The following is a 16,784-nucleotide window of genomic DNA, read 5'->3' on the forward strand; positions in this document are numbered from 1 at the left end:
CTCGTGATCGATAACGGCAGTGACAGCCTATCACCCAAGCGGGGCCGCCAGGGTGATCGTCCGGGGAATCGCGAACAGGGGCCGGACTACTCCAGCGGCGGCACGCACCTCGCCCGCACCAGAGTCGACGGCCGGTAGCGGCGATCTTCTCGCCAGCGGCGCCATACCGAAGGGTCGATGGTCACGCCGAGGGCCGGATTGCCTTGGTGGTCCTGGGCATGACGCCGGTAGTGGCGGCCATCGCCACCCCGATCCCGCAGGGAACGATAGCGTCGGTAGAGCCCCTTCATGAAGTCGCGATAGGAATCCCTCGGCGCCATGCGATGGGCATCGGCCGGGACTTCCGGCATATGCAGCGACAGCCCGGCCGCCTGCGCCTTCTCGCACATCCACGCATAGCCCAGCGTGGCCAGCGGATCGAACCCGCCATCATCCATCCGGTAGCCGCCGCCCACGTTGGCGTGAGCGCCGATGAACCAGCGCTGCTCCACCTCCTCCTGGCAGGGCTTCTTCGCGCCGCTGGGGTGCGTCCACAGGGCGATATCATAGGCCTTGCGGTGCTCATCCAGCGCCATCGCCTGATAGGCCCGCCGCACGATGGATGACAGCTCGGTATCGTGCCAGGCATAGCGACCATGCTCCGAGAAGCTGGTGCCGGGAATCCCCAGGGCGCCCACGGTGTCCCAGACCCCGAGGCAGTGGATCTCGATCTCGCGGCTGTAGCGTTCACGGAACCGATGGCAGACCGCATCCTTTGGCGTCACTTTCCCGTTGCGGTAGAGCTGTTCCGCTTCCTTGACGAGCCTCGGCGTGGCGACTCTCAGCAGCCCGCACTTGCGGATCATCCCCACCAGGCTGCGAGCCGTGTAGGCGCCCCGGCTGAAGCCGAAGACGAAGACCTGAGTGTTTGCGCAGTAGTGCCGAACCAGCCAGTCATAGCCACTCTGCAGGTTGCGGCTCAGCCCCAGCCCGAAGGCGCCACCCGCCAGGCGCTCCCACTGCCGCGTGCCGACACCGGGCTCGTAATAGAAGCGCTGGCGAACCCCCTGCCCATCGTAGTCATGGATATCCCGCGCCAGCCGGTAGACGTTGGTGCGATCCTGGGGGTCGTTCCAGGTGCCATCGAACAGCAGAACCAGGCGCTGAGTGGGTTGAGACATGAGACGACTCCCCTTTGCCGAGGTGCTTGCGCGGCTCCGAACGCGCCGCCCCGCCTCAGGGTCGAGGCATGGCTTAAAGATAGGAAAGGCCGCGGCACCACGCCATGGGGAGGCGGCATCTCCCGCCGGTTGCGTATCCTCAGAGGGAGAACCGGCAAGGAGTCACGCATGAAATATATCTTCGAGGTGCATATCCGCGACGGCTACACCGCCGAGGACTACGCCGAGGCCTGGGTGCGCGCCAGCGAGATCATCCAGCGGGCGCCGGGGGCTCGCGGCACCGAGCTGCATCGCAAGATCGACGACCCCAGCACACTGATCGCTATCGCCCACTGGGACAGCAAGGCCAGCCGCGACGCCATGGAGGCCGAGCCCGACCCGACGGTGAAGGCGATCATCAGAAGCGCCGCCCCCTGCTGCGAGATCCGCCTGATCGGCGAGTTCGAGGAGCCGGAGTGGGTGGTGATGCCGCCCTCGGACACGCCCGAATAGCTCTACGCGCCACCGGCGCAGGCAGGGGTACCCGCCACAGGGGGTGGGCATCGCAGACTCGTCGTCAGGGCCTCCCGGGATCGGGGCAGTCGGGGAAGCGGGGCGGATAGGCGCTCATGAAGGCGTGGCGCCGAAGACCCGGTTGTCGGTCACCGCCTTCTAGCCGAATTCGGGGGTATTGGTCTTGCCCAGGACCACCGCCCCAGCCTCGCGCAGCAGCCGCGCCCCCTGAACGGCAGGAGACGCACTCACCCCACCACACTGCAAAATACCCATAATCGGTGATGACACGCTGTGAAATGGTCAATCCATGGTTTCAGACAAGCAGGAGAAGCCAGGATTTTGCCGGCCCTTTACCGTGCGGACGTTCTTGAGGCTCTTGGTCAGAAAGTGCATCGCTTCCATCCAAGCCTTCAGTGTGCCTAACGTAGAAACGTTTACGAAATTGCTTTACGCGAATCCGCCCCGCCAGAGTCTCCTGGCGGGGTGGTCAGCGCGTGAAAAAAACGACCATATGATTCATGGCCGCTACCGGCCAGGAGCGGCCATTGAAATTTTCTTAATATATAACGCCTTGCTCACCGGAAAATTGGGAGCGCAACGAGTAGTTTTTCCGCGTGCAGCAAATTGTCATACCGCGTCATGAACCCATAGTGTTGTTAATTATAGTAAATAGCTTAGCGAATCGATCCATCGTAGTATCGGTAAAGCTCATATTTAAGTGAGACCGTAGCAATGTTTCCGAAACCTCTCCATGGTCGAATGAGGTGTTTATCTTTGCCTCAATTCGTTTAACAATACGATTGCCGCCTGGGAGGTCTGACAATTTTATCGACGACCCAAATGTCTCGTTATAAATTTTCAAATAATCGCCTTCACTGAACAAATCCTCCAAATCAGCATGATTTGACTCGATGGCAGCATTGGCCAATATTAAACGACTGGGTTTTAACAAGCCGTTATGACTCATATTTGTTACCCGCTGCATCCCCTTCGTATCAGAATCAGCTAGTACCGTTATATCAAGATGTGGACCGATCAAACTGACAAACGTTGGTATGTTAGTTGCCCCTCCTGCAGGAAGAATTCGCCATTTAGCATCAAGAAAACTTCGTGATGACACCTTACATAACGAGCTCATTACAGACAAATAAATAAAGTCTGATGTACCCTCCACAACTAAATTATTGGAACCAACAAATAAGCTTTGTGCAATATCATAACCAAGGGCCGCTTGAAGAGGAAATAGACTATCAGGATCAGAAGACAATATATCTGGAGAGACTACAGCACCTAGAGGCGGACCTTTATCTTCGACTATCCTAGCTCTTTCTAGTCTGTCAGCTTCAACCATAAAAGGCGAGTGGGTTGTATAGAGCACTTGTGACTCACTTGCCAAACGCTCGTTAATAAACCTAAGAAAATCAGCCTGAGCCTTTCCATGTAGCGTTAACGCTGGCTCATCAAGAAGTACGATTGGATTGCTTTTATTTTCAAACTCCGAAAAGGCGGCGAGAAACGAAAAAAACCACTGAAACCCCGAAGACCGCTGAGTAAAGTTATTTGAATATCCTGTTCGTTTATCGCGGAGACGAATATCCAAGAACCTTGAAACCGCGGTCGTTCCATTGGAAGCTCTTTGAGTTTCCTTGTCTACATCAATCAAAACCTCTAACTGTGGGTTTTGTTTCCAGTATTCGAAAACTTGGTTAGTTAAATCGATTTGAACCGCCTCTAGCTCACCCTTGCGAAGCTCATAATTATCATTCGCTAATTGTTCAGGTTCAGTTCCAGCTAATGCAAGAAGCGCCCTTGCAGCTTGGAGCCCACTTTCTCCTGGACCTTCCTCACTTGTAGAAGATAGCTCTCGAAAATCGATGCGCCCTGGGAGCGTACTGTATGAAGTGAATCTAAAAAAAGATGGAAGTCGCTTGATCAAGATTGGATTCACAACCGACCATGCAGAAGCGCCTTCTAACCCCTTGGCCTCAATTTCTTTTATTGCAGCACCAATATTGCTGTCATCCTGACCTTCCTTCTCTTTAGCCTCAGAAAGCAGAGCAAAAAGGGCTTTTGAATCCTCCGCATTCACAAACTCTTTTTCCTTTAAAGAGTTATTGGCGCATATATTCTTAACAAGCTGCTTATCGTTACACGAGATAGACCATTTCCGCTTCCCAGCATAGTTCTTTGACACCGTAAATTCGTGACCAGTTAAAACATCAGACCCAACAAGACTCTCTACTTCTTCTATATCTTCACTTTCAAGAGTAAGCGTTACGGAAATTGGTGTCTGCTCAGCCAACTCACCTTTCCGACGGTCAGAAACAACTAGCCATCGCGGATAATGCTCATCCACGTTAAAGGTTTCGTCATAGGAGGGGTTGAAATAATAAAGCGCTTCCAAGATGCCTGACTTACCAGCTTCATTTTTGCCAACAAGACAGGTCACCATTTCATCGACTGAGATTTCTCCCGAGTCAACTACATTTCGGAACTTCTTAACTCTAAAGGACTTTAATATCACTTTTTTCTCCTTTAACTCTGCAGTGTTTGGCTAGCGGAATAACGCCTAGCTTTGCGGTACCGGAGCGCAAGCGTAGGTGCGTCCGACAACAGCAATTTTTTATGGCCTGGCTTTAAGATGCGAAATCCCAAATGAAGAAAACCCAGTGTAGTCTGGATAAATTGTCGCATGTGTGTAGCCGAAGAGCTTTTCCAGCCGATGTCGAATCTCTTTTTTGGCTGAAGCTTTGATTCGGAATGTGTAGAGAGCTCCAGTGGTTACGCCGCCATGCTTTGGGTCAAACTTATGGGGCCGCAATGCAAGGCAACATGCTTTGTGTGCATCCTCAATATTCCAGAACCCATTTTTACCCCCTTTGGGGAATTGAAACCTTTTACCGTCTGGTTTAATTGATCCAGCAACTCCACCGAACAAAAAACCACCATTCTGAGCAGCTATTCGTCCATCTAGGTTGGGCGGTTTCCAGGCAAAAACGTTGGTAGTCCAAAAGTGCTTATCAATTTTAGGGATATAGGACTTCCCCCATGGCCTCACCAGAGAGTCCTCCCATTGCCTCCATTCATTGTTTTCGTTAATCAACCTGTCGGTCACATCAATGGCGAACAAACGAGCATCGGACTCCTCCAACACTGACCGTCCGTTGTCCCACTTCTTTTCAACAGCAAACCATGCCCCTATCCATGCGTTAAAGGTAATATCAACGAGTCTGGTAGGTGCGCCATAGTGCTGCAGCATCGCAAGCTGGTTCAGAATCGACAGCCGACCTGACTGGTCGGACCAATGAAGCCCCCAGCGATGAAGGTTAACCAAAATTTTATCTTCCTCAGAAGCAAACTCCTTTTCCTTTAGTGTGCCCCCTTTGGTGAGAGCCATTCGGCGATATAGCGAACTATGGAGAGCCCAGTCTGCGCAGACCAAACCACGCCAGGCAAACTGGATGCCTCTTTTCTGAGAACGCTCTGCCAACTTGTTGATAACCTCAACCAACTCATCAAACGTTGAGATTTTTTTTCAAAGGGTTGCCAGAAATCCGCTACATCCATTTAAGCTCCTAAGCCATAGGTATTAGACCGCGTGCCTGATATTGGTTCTTCGTCGTTTCATGTGGATTTGGCCTGATCGAACAGGCGGCCCACCGGGCTGCCAATCAGGTAGATCATGGCGATGAAGTTGGCCTCGTTCCGGTAGCCGCGTGCGCGTGACCGAGCCGCCTGGAACAAGCCGTTCATCCCTTCCAGTCGTGCGTTGGTCAGTCCCGAGATCCACCGCCTGACTACCGCGTCGGCGTGCCGCTCCAGCGTCGCCAGGGCCTTCCCCATCGGCTTCAGGAGAGGCTTCTCCGAGACCGCCGCCTTCATGACCTTGAGGTAGTTCGTGATACGCCACCGAGCCGCTCGCGGCGTCGGGGCCTTCTGGATCCAGCGCAGCTTCTCCTTGATCACCCAGGCATCGGACGTGGCGCTCTGGTCGGCCACCAGTTCCTGGAGCGCCGCCAGCTGCTTGGGCGTCAGGTTCTCGTTTTCCAAGCTCTTCAGCAGAGCCCAGCGCAGCGACTTGGGGTGCCCCTGCTCCCGGCGCTCCTTCTTGCGCACTTCGTCCAGCCGCTTAGTGAAGGTCTGCACGATATGGAACCAGTCGACCGTAACCTCGGCCTTGGGAAGGTGCTCGGCCACGCCGCTGAGGAAGGCTTGTGACATGTCGCAGACGACCTCGACCACGTTGTCCGGATCGCCGCCATGGGCCGCCAGGAAGGCGCTGAAGGCCTTGATGGTGTCCTTGCCGTGGCCTGGGACGGCGAAGATCACCGGCTCCTGCTTGCGCTGCATGTCGAGGAACACAGTGACGTAGCGCTGGCCGCGTCGGGATGCGGTTTCATCGACGCCGACGGTGGCCACATTGCTCAAATCCAGTTCCCCCAGCATGCGGCCGACGTAGTGGTGCACGATGCGCCACAGCCGCTTGTCGGAGATCTCCAGCTGCCGGGAGACGGCCAGTACCGGCATTTCCTTGACCAGCGACATGGCGGCTTGCTCGAACAACAGGGTGAAGTCGCTGCCTGGCCGGGCCCAGGGCACCTCGATGCGCTTGACGCCATGCTCCGGGCACTTGGTGCGGGGCACGCGGGCGTGCAGGTGGCAGTGATGCTGGAAGAAGTTCAGATGCCGCCAGGTCTTGTTGGAGAAGTCGTGAGCCGGACAGGCCTCACCGCACTCAGGGCAGGGGTAGAGGCTGCCGCGCTCGGCCTCGACGTAGAGGTCCAACCGGTGGGGCGATACGGAGGTATCCAGGTGCTGGTCCTTGAGGATCCAGGGCGCTTCCAGGCCCAGGCCGAGGGTCAGAATCTGGGTGCCGTCCATGCCATGCCTCCTGTCGTCGTGGAGGTCATATCCTGGCCCAGCTCAGGGGGCGAATTCCACACCCAACGACGAAGAGCCCTGATATTCCACTTGAACGCGCACGTGCGTTTAATAATGTCACGCTGCCGGCCTCGTTCACCAATGCATTCTTTGCACAACCATACCGCGCAGACCAGTCGTTGGAAACTACTGCCTCTCAACAAGGTGCAAGTAATTTTCACACAGACTGTCGCGAATTTTTACCTGCAGCGAACGGCATCTATCCGCCCTCCACGTCGATGATCCGACATATGCCGCACCCTGTATGACGGTCCGCATTGGGTCGATAGCTGCCGCCAATTTAAAATCCCCCCCCTCGCAACACTACCTCCCCCCTCTCCCAGCACTGGCCTGGCTTGCCGACCGAATGACCTCAGCCTAGCACAGGATGCTTAGCCTGCTCGGCTAGCGTAAGCTTGGATAACCAATGCCCGCCACCGACAAGCAGGATGCTGACATGGACAAGAAGGCCCTCAGCGAACGGGACATCTGCACCAAGTTCATCACCCCGGCGCTGGCGCACGCCGGCTGGGACATCCAGACCCAGGTGCGCGAGGAGGTCTCCTTCACCGACGGGCGCATCATCGTGCGCGGGCGGCTGCATATTCGCGGCAAGCGCCGCCGCGCCGACTACTTGCTCAGCTACCACAAGAACCAGCCCATCGCGGTGATCGAGGCCAAGGACAACAAGCACGGCCTCGGCGACGGCATGCAGCAGGCGCTCGCCTACAGCGACGCCCTGGACGTGCCCTTCGTGTTCTCAAGCAACGGCGACGGCTTCCTGTTCCACGACCGCACCGGTCTCGGCAGCCAGACCGAAACCGTGCTCGGCCTCGACGACTTCCCCTCCCCGGAGATGCTCTGGGAACGCTACTGCCGCTACCGGGGCCTGGGGCCCGCCGAGCGCTCCGTGGTGGAGCAGCCCTACTACGACGACGGCAGCGGCCGCAGCCCGCGCTACTACCAGCGCATCGCCATCAACCGCACCGTAGAGGCGGTGGCCCGCGGCCAAAACCGCATACTGCTGGTGATGGCCACTGGCACCGGCAAGACCTTCACCGCCTTCCAGATCATCTGGCGGCTGTGGAAGGCCAAGCAGAAGAAACGCATCCTCTTCCTCGCCGACCGCAACATCCTGGTCGACCAGACCAAGAACAACGACTTCAAGCCCTTCGGCCAGGCGATGACCAAGGTCACCAACCGCACGGTGGACCCCTCCTACGAGATCTACCTGTCGCTCTACCAGGCGGTGACCGGCAGCGAGGAGGAGCAGAACATCTACCGGCAGTTTTCGCCGGACTTCTTCGACCTGATCGTCATCGACGAATGCCATCGGGGCAGCGCGGCGGTGGATTCCGCCTGGCGCCGGGTGATCGACTACTTCGCATCCGCCACCCATATCGGCCTGACCGCCACGCCCAAGGAGACGAAAGAGGTCTCCAACATCGACTACTTCGGCGAGCCGCTCTACACCTACTCGCTCAAGCAGGGCATCGAGGATGGCTTCCTCGCCCCCTACAAGGTCATCCGCGTGGATATCGACCGCGACCTGCAGGGCTGGCGGCCAAGCAAGGGGCAGCGCGACAAGTTCGGCCAGGAGATCGAGGACCGCATCTACAACCAGAAGGACTTCGACCGCCAGCTGGTGCTGGAGCCGCGCACCGAGCTGGTGGCGCGCAAGATCACCGAGTTCCTGGAAGGCAGCGACCCCTACCAGAAGACCATCGTCTTCTGCGAGGACATCGACCACGCCGAGCGCATGCGCCAGGCACTGGTCAACCTCAACCCCAAGCGGGTGGCGGAAAACCGCAAGTACGTGATGCGCATCACCGGCGACGAGGCCGAGGGCAAGGCGGAGCTCGACAACTTCATCAACCCCGAGGCGCGCTACCCGGTCATCGCCACCACCAGCAAGCTGATGACCACCGGCGTCGACGCCCAGACCTGCAAGCTGATCGTGCTCGACCAGCGCATCCAGTCGATGACCGAGTTCAAGCAGATCATCGGCCGCGGCACCCGCATCAACGACGACTACCACAAGCACTGGTTCACCATCCTCGACTTCAAGAAGGCCACCGAGCTGTTCGCCGATCCCGACTTCGACGGTGACCCGGTGAAGGTCTACCAGCCCGGCGCCGACGACCCCGTCACGCCGGATGATGAGCAGGAAGAGAGCGAGACAGCAGTGGAAGGCGTCGAGGAAGGGCTCGCCGGCTACGAGCTGGAGGATGGCGCCACCTGGCAGAACGACGACGCCACGGCCGCGCCCGATACCGGCTTCGGAGACGATGAGGGCCAGGGCAAGCGGGTGAAGTACGTAGTCGATGACGTCACCGTCAGCGTGGTGGCCGAGCGGGTGCTGTATCACGATGCTAATGGCAACCTGATCACCGAGAGCCTGCGCGATTACACCCGCCAAAAGGTGAAGGAGCAGTTCGCCTCCCTCGACGACTTCCTGCGCCGCTGGCACGACGCCGAGCGCAAGCAGGCGATCCTCGACGAGCTGGCCGAGCAGGGCATCTTCTGGGAGGAGCTGACCGCCGAGCTCGGCAAGAAGCTCGGCGACGAGCCCGACCCCTTCGACGTGATCTGCCATATCGCCTTCGATCGCCCGCCGCTGACCCGCCGGGAGCGCGCCGAGCAGGTGAAGAAGCGCGACCTCTTCGGCCGCTACGAGGGTCAGGCGCGAAAGGTGCTGGAGTCGCTGGTGGAGAAGTACGCCGACGCCGGCATCACGCCCATCGAGGACCCCAAGGTGCTCACCCTGGCTCCCTTCAGCGCCATCGGCGCCCCCATGGAGCTGGTCAATGCCTTCGGCGGCAAGGCCGGCTACACCCGCGCCGTCCACGAGCTGGAAGATGCCCTCTACCACTCCAGCGGCTGACCGGTATCCTGTCGCCATTCGCCATCGCGCCACCCGGCGTTATCCATACCCCGATGCCGCCCCTCCCGCCTGTGGATGAGCCGGCATCCGCCCAGCATCGCAAGGAATCGACACCCCCATGAGCATCAGCACCACCATCAAGTCCATCCAGGACATCATGCGCAAGGACGTCGGCGTCGACGGCGACGCCCAGCGCATCGGCCAGCTTGTCTGGATGCTGTTCCTGAAGATCTTCGATGATCGGGAGCAGGAGTGGGAGATGTTCGACGACGCCTACCGCTCGCCGATCCCCGAGCCGCTGCGCTGGCGCCGCTGGGCCGCCGACCCCGAGGGCATGACCGGCGACGAGCTCAAGGAGTTCGTCGATACCATGCTATTCCCCGGCCTGCAGCAGCTGCAGCCCCGCGGCGACGACACCCGGGCCGTGGTGATCCGCAACGTCTTCGAGGACGCCTACAACTACATGAAGTCCGGCCAGCTGATGCGCCAGGTCATCAACCGGCTGCAGGACGGCATCGACATCAACACCCAGGCCGACCGTCACCAGCTCGGCGACATGTACGAGCAGATCCTCAAGGACCTGCAGAGCGCCGGCAACGCCGGCGAGTTCTACACGCCGCGGGCGGTGACCGAGTTCATGGTCAATCGGGTAGACCCCAAGCTCGACGAAATCGTCATGGACCCGGCCTGCGGCACCGGCGGCTTTCTCACCTGCACCATCGAGCACAAGCGCAGCCGCTACGTGCAGACCCCGGAGGACGAGCAGACCCTGCAGGCCAGCATCCGCGGCATCGAGAAGAAGCCCCTGCCCCACCTGCTGGCCACCACCAACCTGATCCTCCACGGCATCGAGGTGCCGGAGCAGATCCGCCACGACAACGCCCTGGCCCGCCCGCTGATCAGCTGGGGGCCCAAGGAGCGGGTGGATGTGATCATCGCCAACCCGCCCTTCGGCGGCATGGAGGAGGACGGCATCGAGACCAACTTCCCCCAGGCCTTCCGCACCCGGGAGACCGCGGATCTGTTCATGACGCTGTTTATCCAGCTCTTGAAGGAGGGCGGCCGCGCCGCCGTGGTGCTGCCGGACGGCTTCCTGTTCGGCGAGGGCATGAAGACTCGCCTCAAGGAGAAGCTGCTTTCCGAGTGCAACCTGCACACCATCGTTCGCCTGCCCAACGGGGTGTTCAACCCCTACACCGGCATCAAGACCAACCTGCTCTTCTTCACCAAGGGCCAGCCCACCGAGCAGATCTGGTACTACGAGCACCCCTACCCCGAGGGCTACAAGAGCTACAGCAAGACCAAGCCGATGCGCTTTGCGGAGTTCGCCACCGAGATCGACTGGTGGGGCGAGGAGTGCGACGGCTTCGCCGCCCGGGAGGAGACCGAGCAGGCCTGGAAGGTCGGCATCGAGGAGATCAAGGCGCGCAACTACAACCTGGATATCAAGAACCCCCACCAGGGCGAGCAGATCAGCCACGACCCGGAGGAGCTGCTTGCGAAATATGCCCAGCAGCAGGCGGAGATCCAGGAGCTGCGCGACCAGCTCAAGCAGATCCTCGGCGACGCGCTGAGCCATGCGACTTCCAGGGAGGGCGAACAGGCATGAGTGCGCGTGAGCTGATTACCGACCACCTCGACCTCTGGACCGGCGCCGTCACCTCCAGATCGACAGCGGGCAGAGGACGCAATGGAAAGATCGAGCTCACCGGCATCAAGAAGCTGCGCGAGCTGATTCTGGAGCTCGCCGTGCGCGGCAAGCTGGTGGAGCAGGACCCCGACGACGAGCCCGCCAGCGTACTGCTGGCGCGCATCGCCGAGGAGAAGGCCCGGCTGGTCAAGGAAGGGAAGATCAAGAAGCCTAAGAAGCTGCCGGAGGTTGCTCGCAACGACCTTCCAGCCCCGTTGCCGAGAGGGTGGGTGGCAATAACATTATCTCATCTTGGGGTATTCTGTGGGGGCAAGACCCCTAGCAAATCCAAGGGCGAATTCTGGGATGGGGATATTCCGTGGGTCACCCCCAAAGACATGAAGTTCGCCGAGATCACTGACACTAAGGATCACGTAACTGATGCAGCAACGGCTTCTGGAGGCCTTGAACTTCTTCCACAAAGCGCTGTACTTTTCGTAGTTCGAAGTGGCATTCTCCGGCGCATGTTCCCCACCGCTATAACGCGCACTCAGTGCACCATCAATCAAGACCTGAAGGCACTACAATTATTCAAGCCAGACATGGCACGATACATCCAAATCATGTCTTGGGGTTTTGAAGGATTCATCCTGACCAATCTCACCAAAACTGGCACAACGGTAGAAAGCTTAAAATTCAGCGATTTCGCTTCACAAGCATTCCCTCTCCCACCTTTGGATGAGCAACACCGCATCGTCGAAAAAGTCGACGAGCTGATGGCCCTCTGCGACCGACTGGAGCAGCAGGTCGGCGACCAGCTGGAAGCCCATGAGGTGCTGGTCGATACCCTACTCGACGCCCTCACCCGCTCCGCCGATGCCGCCAAAGTGGGCGAAAACTGGGCCCGCATCGCCGAGCATTTCGATACCCTGTTCACCACCGAAGCCAGCATCGACAAGCTGAAGCAGGCCATCCTTCAGCTGGCGGTGATGGGGCGGCTGGTGGAGCAGGATCCCAATGACGAGACTGCAAGCATGCTGCTGGGCCGTATAGCCGGAGAGAAGGCACGGCTGGTCCAGGAAGGGAAGATCAAGAAGTCGAAGTCGCTGCCACCGGTCAGAGACGAAGAGCGTTCCTATGCTACTCATGAAAACTGGGTTTGGGCTAGGTTTCAAGATATAGCCAATGAGATATCTACTGGCCCTTTCGGGTCCATGATTCACAAACATGACTACGTAGACGATGGCGTACCATTGATCAATCCATCACATATGATCAACGGACAAATTCAGGAAGATAGGTCCGTCAGCGTTACAGCACATAAGGCGGAAGAGCTATCCAGCTACAAGCTAAGTTCAGGCGACATCGTGATGGCCAGGCGTGGCGAGGTTGGCCGATGTGCTATCGTCACCGATAGGGAGGCCGGTTGGCTATGTGGCACAGGAAGCTTCGCACTGCGCTTCTACAAAAATATCAGTCGCAGATATATTCTGATGATGTTTTCAACAGTTGCCGTTCGTGGTTACCTGGCCGGCAACTCGGTTGGCACGACAATGACCAATCTTAACCATGGCATTTTAAACAAGATGCCAGTCGCCCTCCCTCCGAAAGATGAACAACACCGTATCGTCGAAAAAGTCGACGAGCTGATGGCCCTCTGCGATCAGCTCAAGGCCCGCCTAGGCGAGGCCGGCGAGACCCAAACCAAGCTGGCAACAAACATTGTAGAGAAAACCATCCAGGAAGAATCATGCCAATAAAACAAAAGGAGTACGACAACCTTGCTTTAACAGATCGTTATCTTACAGACCCGCTACTTCTCGCGCTAGCTTGGAAGAAAGCACACGACTATGTCCGAAATATCAACTGGTACGCAGATAATTTTGAGCTAGACAAATCCGCTATAAACCTTGCCGAACGCTGCAAGGAGTGGGGTGCGGAAATTGAAAAAGGCGTTATATTTTCACCACTCGACCTTGTACCAGCGCCAAAAAACCAAGAGTGGGAGTTCAAGAGCCTCAGTAAAGCAAACGATGAGAAGGGACAAGCATACTGCGTTGAGTGGGGGCCTAAAGAAGAAACAAAAACAAGATTAAGACCTCTGGCTCATATCGGAATAAAAGAACAAACAATTATGACGCTGGTGATGATGTGCTTAGCCAACAAAGTTGAAAGTGAACAAGGTGACCCATCGATCAGCTACGAAGAAGTTCATAAAAAGAAAGTCGTCAGCTACGGCAATAGACTTTATTGCAAATATTCTGATGATGGAGAGGCTGAGCATAATTATGGCGCCACAACAACTTACAGCAAGTTTTTCACGGACTATCGTAAATTTCTACAGCGCCCTTACTACTTTGCCAATCAATCTCTACCTGAAAAATCACCCGACGAAGAGGTGTATCTAGTTGAGCTTGACCTAACGCAGTTTTTCGATTTGATTGATCGAAAAAGGCTGAATGAGCTTGTCCTGAAACTAGCAGAAGAACAAGAAGAGCATCAGGCCGAAAAGCAGGCAGCTTCAAAGAAAACTCTTAAGTCATTTGAAGACTGGGAGTGGACAAGCTGTGCAGAGAAAGGATATTTTCTCTGCGAAACTGAAATAGTAAAAACCCCACCTAAAGGATTGCCGCAAGGGTTAGTTGCTTCCGGTTTTTTATCAAATATTTACATGCTGAGCTTTGATACCTATATGTCAGAGCACATGGGAGAGGCGATCCCTCTTAAAGAAAAAGGAAATGGCCTTAAATTAACTCTTATTGATTACTGCCGGTATGTTGATGACATGCGACTTGTGGTTGCAGGTCCAAGCAGAAAAATATATAACAACAAGAGTCCAGCAAAGGATATTAAGGATGCTGTTAGCAATTGGCTAGACGTTAAGTTAGAAGAAATTAATTTGCATTTAAACAAAAGCAAGACCAAGGTTGAGGTTTACCGAGGAAAGTCAAAAGGAATATCCACGTCGCTAGAGGAAATACAAAGCAAAAGCAGTGGGCCAGTGTCCTTTGAAGATACGGGAGAGTTGCTTAATCAGCTTGAATCACTGCTAATTATCTCTGGAGATGCAGCGTCACAGCAAACGGGAGAAAACTGCAAGATAAATCGGCTTGCGCTAATTGAAAAAAGCGTTTTTGACGTACGTGAGGACACACTTAGACGCTTCGCGGCAAATAAGATATCCAGAATGCTTAATAGCATGCGTCACTTCACATCTCGTGACGTCGATAGCAACGAAAAACCGCTACCTGGTGAGTGGGACTATCTTCAAGAACGTCTTGCGCGCCGTTTGGTGGCTTGCTGGTCGCGTGACCCCGCTCTAGTCTTACTACTCAAGAAAGGGTTAGAGCTGTTCCCCAGCCCGAAGCTGATAGAGCCCGTACTTGAGCAAATTAGTCATCTCTTAAGCAATGGAGACTCCACTTGTCAGAAGTATACCAAACAAGTTGCCATAGCCCGTTATTGCCTTGCAGAAATATTAAGGCATTCGGCCATTTCAATTCACAGAAAAGACCCACAAGCCATACCAGCTCAAGCTGATAGCGAAGCTTACTTTGACCTGCTTCAGGACTATGCTGCTAAAATTTTAGAAGATTCATCTGGCAGTGTAAGCAACGACAATGAAGTCAAGTGTTTTGACTTGCTTTCAGATCAGGCTCGCTTCTTGTTAATGACACGCCTTGACACAGTACTTGAAAGGTCATCAGGTAACTCCGAACAAGACATCATTTTCAAGCTGGCGAAAGGTTATCGATATATCACACAGGCACCAGAATCCCAAGACTCGCAATGCCTTGCGACATGCATTCTTATTTCTAGTCAGCTAGTGACAGACCTCAAGCCAGTAATACGTGCCGCAAGTTGTTTTCTGGACTCCCCCGGCGTGGATGCTAAAAATGTGCTTGAAAGAGTTGCAATTAATTCACCTTCTTTAGTGAGAAGCATAATTCTCCATGCCAGACCTCTGACCTATTCTTGGTATAAACTCCCTTTCACAAAAGAGCTTTCTGAAAGGCTATATATTTATGTTAAACCTTCAGCAAAGCCTTTGTCTGAAATAACAAGCCCTATAGAAATTTACAAGCTAAGCAGCAGAAATGACAATCCTTTTGCAAATGAAATAATGGCCTTGAAGCTTATGCATGGACTTTTAGGAGAGTCCAAAAGGTTTAATCAAGAAAGCGATGAAAATATTGTTGACCTTAGCCGCACAAAGGTTTCGCTTGCAAGGAAGATTAAAAAGGGAGAAAAAAGCCATTCAACGATTGTGGGGTACTCTTCTCCACCTAGTTACGAGACGTTTGATTTAGAGATTCGCGTTGATAGAATTGAATTTCACGCTTCGCTTGCCGAGCTTTCTAGCCATCTGCGACTAGAGCATTTCGGAGATTCAGGTGAGAGCTATCATGAAGCGTCCGTTCTACAAAAAATCTCATTAGCTATGCGTGCAATTCTCGCAGGCTCTGCAGACCCGACTGGGTTTGGTCAATCAATAACACCTAAAATAGGATATAGAGGGATAAAGTCCACTAGTTTCAAGCGACAATTTGGAATGATGACTTCCCCGGAATCTCTCGCTGGGGAGCAGGCACAATTCTCTGCATGGTTAACTACCTTGCTGTCTAAACTACTAAAATGGCCTGGAATACATGTCAATGACCAAGGTTTTCAGTGGCCAAGAGAATTCACGATTGAAAATGTAAAAAAACTTATAGAAGAACGTCTTTCGGCGCTAAAGAAGAGTTATTGCACGCTTTCAAGCATGCCAGGACTTCCTGAGCTTGTCTCTCCGGCATGGGACGAGAGTAAGAGAAGTTTAGTTGTCGCTATGGTTCAGTCCAAACTGCCTTTTAAGAAAGATTTTTCACAGTATGGGCTTATGCTGGATAATCCTGATTATAGGGCAAAACATCGGCGGCATGTTGCTCGCATAGCCAAATTAGTGATTCAGCACATAGAGGCTCAGCACATTGAAACGCCAGAAGATGGATCACAGGAGAATCATACCGACCTGATAATATGGCCAGAACTGGCTGTTCACAAGGATGATATAGACATCCTTGTACAACTCTCTCGCAAGACTCATGCCATCGTTTTTTCCGGTCTGTCTTTTATGCACCAAAATGGCGTCAAAGGCCCTAATAACTGCGCTTTATGGATTGTCCCTAGAAAGCATAATGGGAATCAGCATGAAATCATGAGGCTGCAGGGGAAGCAGCACATGATGAAAGATGAGCTGGGAGTGAGTCCTTGGCGGCCCTATCAACTAATGCTTGAACTTAGACACCCAAAATTCAAAGACAAAAGAGGGTTTGTTATGACAGGAGCGATTTGCTTTGATGCGACTGATATAGCCCTAAGCGCTGACTTGCGAGATAAATCTAACGCATTTCTTGTGCCTGCACTGAACCAAGATGTGAACTCCTTCGACACCATGGTAGATGCATTGCACTATCACATGTATCAACCTGTTGTGCTTGTAAATTCCGGAGAGTTTGGGAGTTCTTATGCAAAAGCCCCTTACAGAGATGCACACAAGCGACTTATTGCCCACTCATCAGGAAACAATCAAGTTGCAATTAATACCTTTGAAATAAATATGTTTGATTTCCGTCGTGATGGAGTAGGCAAGAGCATGCAGTCAGGCATTGAATTGAAAACGGCCCCTGCTGGCGTAAATAACACCTAATAGAGG

The 16,784-nt window shown here is 54.7% G+C and carries 9 protein-coding genes; 5 read left to right on the top strand and 4 right to left on the bottom strand.

Features of this window, described 5'->3' with window-relative positions:
• Window positions 1–86 precede the first annotated feature (86 nt).
• A complete protein-coding gene (locus NHL60_RS17845; RefSeq protein WP_253446585.1) occupies window positions 87–1,160 on the bottom strand; it encodes a DUF2235 domain-containing protein in 1,074 nt (357 codons plus the stop codon).
• 168 nt (window positions 1,161–1,328) lie between these two features.
• Here NHL60_RS17845 and NHL60_RS17850 point away from each other — a divergent pair, with 168 nt between their 5' ends.
• Complete coding sequence (locus NHL60_RS17850) at window positions 1,329–1,652, top strand: antibiotic biosynthesis monooxygenase (protein WP_253446587.1); 324 nt, start codon at window positions 1,329–1,331, stop codon at window positions 1,650–1,652.
• A 640-nt stretch (window positions 1,653–2,292) separates the two neighbouring features.
• On the opposite strand, the gene NHL60_RS17855 is transcribed toward NHL60_RS17850, so the two are convergent.
• The 3 genes from NHL60_RS17855 to NHL60_RS17865 form a co-directional block, all read right to left on the bottom strand.
• Window positions 2,293–4,179, bottom strand: coding sequence for an ATP-dependent endonuclease (locus NHL60_RS17855; RefSeq protein ID WP_253446590.1), 1,887 nt, complete (start codon window positions 4,177–4,179; stop codon window positions 2,293–2,295).
• 99 nt (window positions 4,180–4,278) lie between these two features.
• Window positions 4,279–5,166: an FRG domain-containing protein gene (locus tag NHL60_RS17860; protein WP_253446593.1), complete on the bottom strand. Its 888-nt coding sequence runs from the start codon at window positions 5,164–5,166 to the stop codon at window positions 4,279–4,281.
• 113 nt (window positions 5,167–5,279) lie between these two features.
• Window positions 5,280–6,536: an ISL3 family transposase gene (locus NHL60_RS17865; RefSeq protein WP_169957841.1), complete on the bottom strand. Its 1,257-nt coding sequence runs from the start codon at window positions 6,534–6,536 to the stop codon at window positions 5,280–5,282.
• 496 nt (window positions 6,537–7,032) lie between these two features.
• Here NHL60_RS17865 and hsdR point away from each other — a divergent pair, with 496 nt between their 5' ends.
• From hsdR to NHL60_RS17885, 4 genes are all read left to right on the top strand, one after another.
• Window positions 7,033–9,459: an EcoAI/FtnUII family type I restriction enzme subunit R gene (hsdR, locus tag NHL60_RS17870; protein ID WP_253446596.1), complete on the top strand. Its 2,427-nt coding sequence runs from the start codon at window positions 7,033–7,035 to the stop codon at window positions 9,457–9,459.
• A 118-nt stretch (window positions 9,460–9,577) separates the two neighbouring features.
• Complete coding sequence (locus tag NHL60_RS17875) at window positions 9,578–11,068, top strand: class I SAM-dependent DNA methyltransferase (protein WP_253446598.1); 1,491 nt, start codon at window positions 9,578–9,580, stop codon at window positions 11,066–11,068.
• Window positions 11,065–12,849 (top strand): restriction endonuclease subunit S, encoded by a 1,785-nt coding sequence (locus NHL60_RS17880; protein ID WP_253446601.1) that lies wholly within the window; start codon window positions 11,065–11,067, stop codon window positions 12,847–12,849. The genes NHL60_RS17875 and NHL60_RS17880 overlap by 4 nt, the downstream gene beginning before the upstream one ends.
• Window positions 12,840–16,778 (top strand): RNA-directed DNA polymerase, encoded by a 3,939-nt coding sequence (locus NHL60_RS17885; RefSeq protein WP_253446604.1) that lies wholly within the window; start codon window positions 12,840–12,842, stop codon window positions 16,776–16,778. The genes NHL60_RS17880 and NHL60_RS17885 overlap by 10 nt, the downstream gene beginning before the upstream one ends.
• Window positions 16,779–16,784: the final 6 nt, after the last annotated feature.

It is taken from the genome of Halomonas sp. Y3 (assembly GCF_024137965.1).
Taxonomy (GTDB): Bacteria; Pseudomonadota; Gammaproteobacteria; order Pseudomonadales; family Halomonadaceae; genus Halomonas; species Halomonas mongoliensis.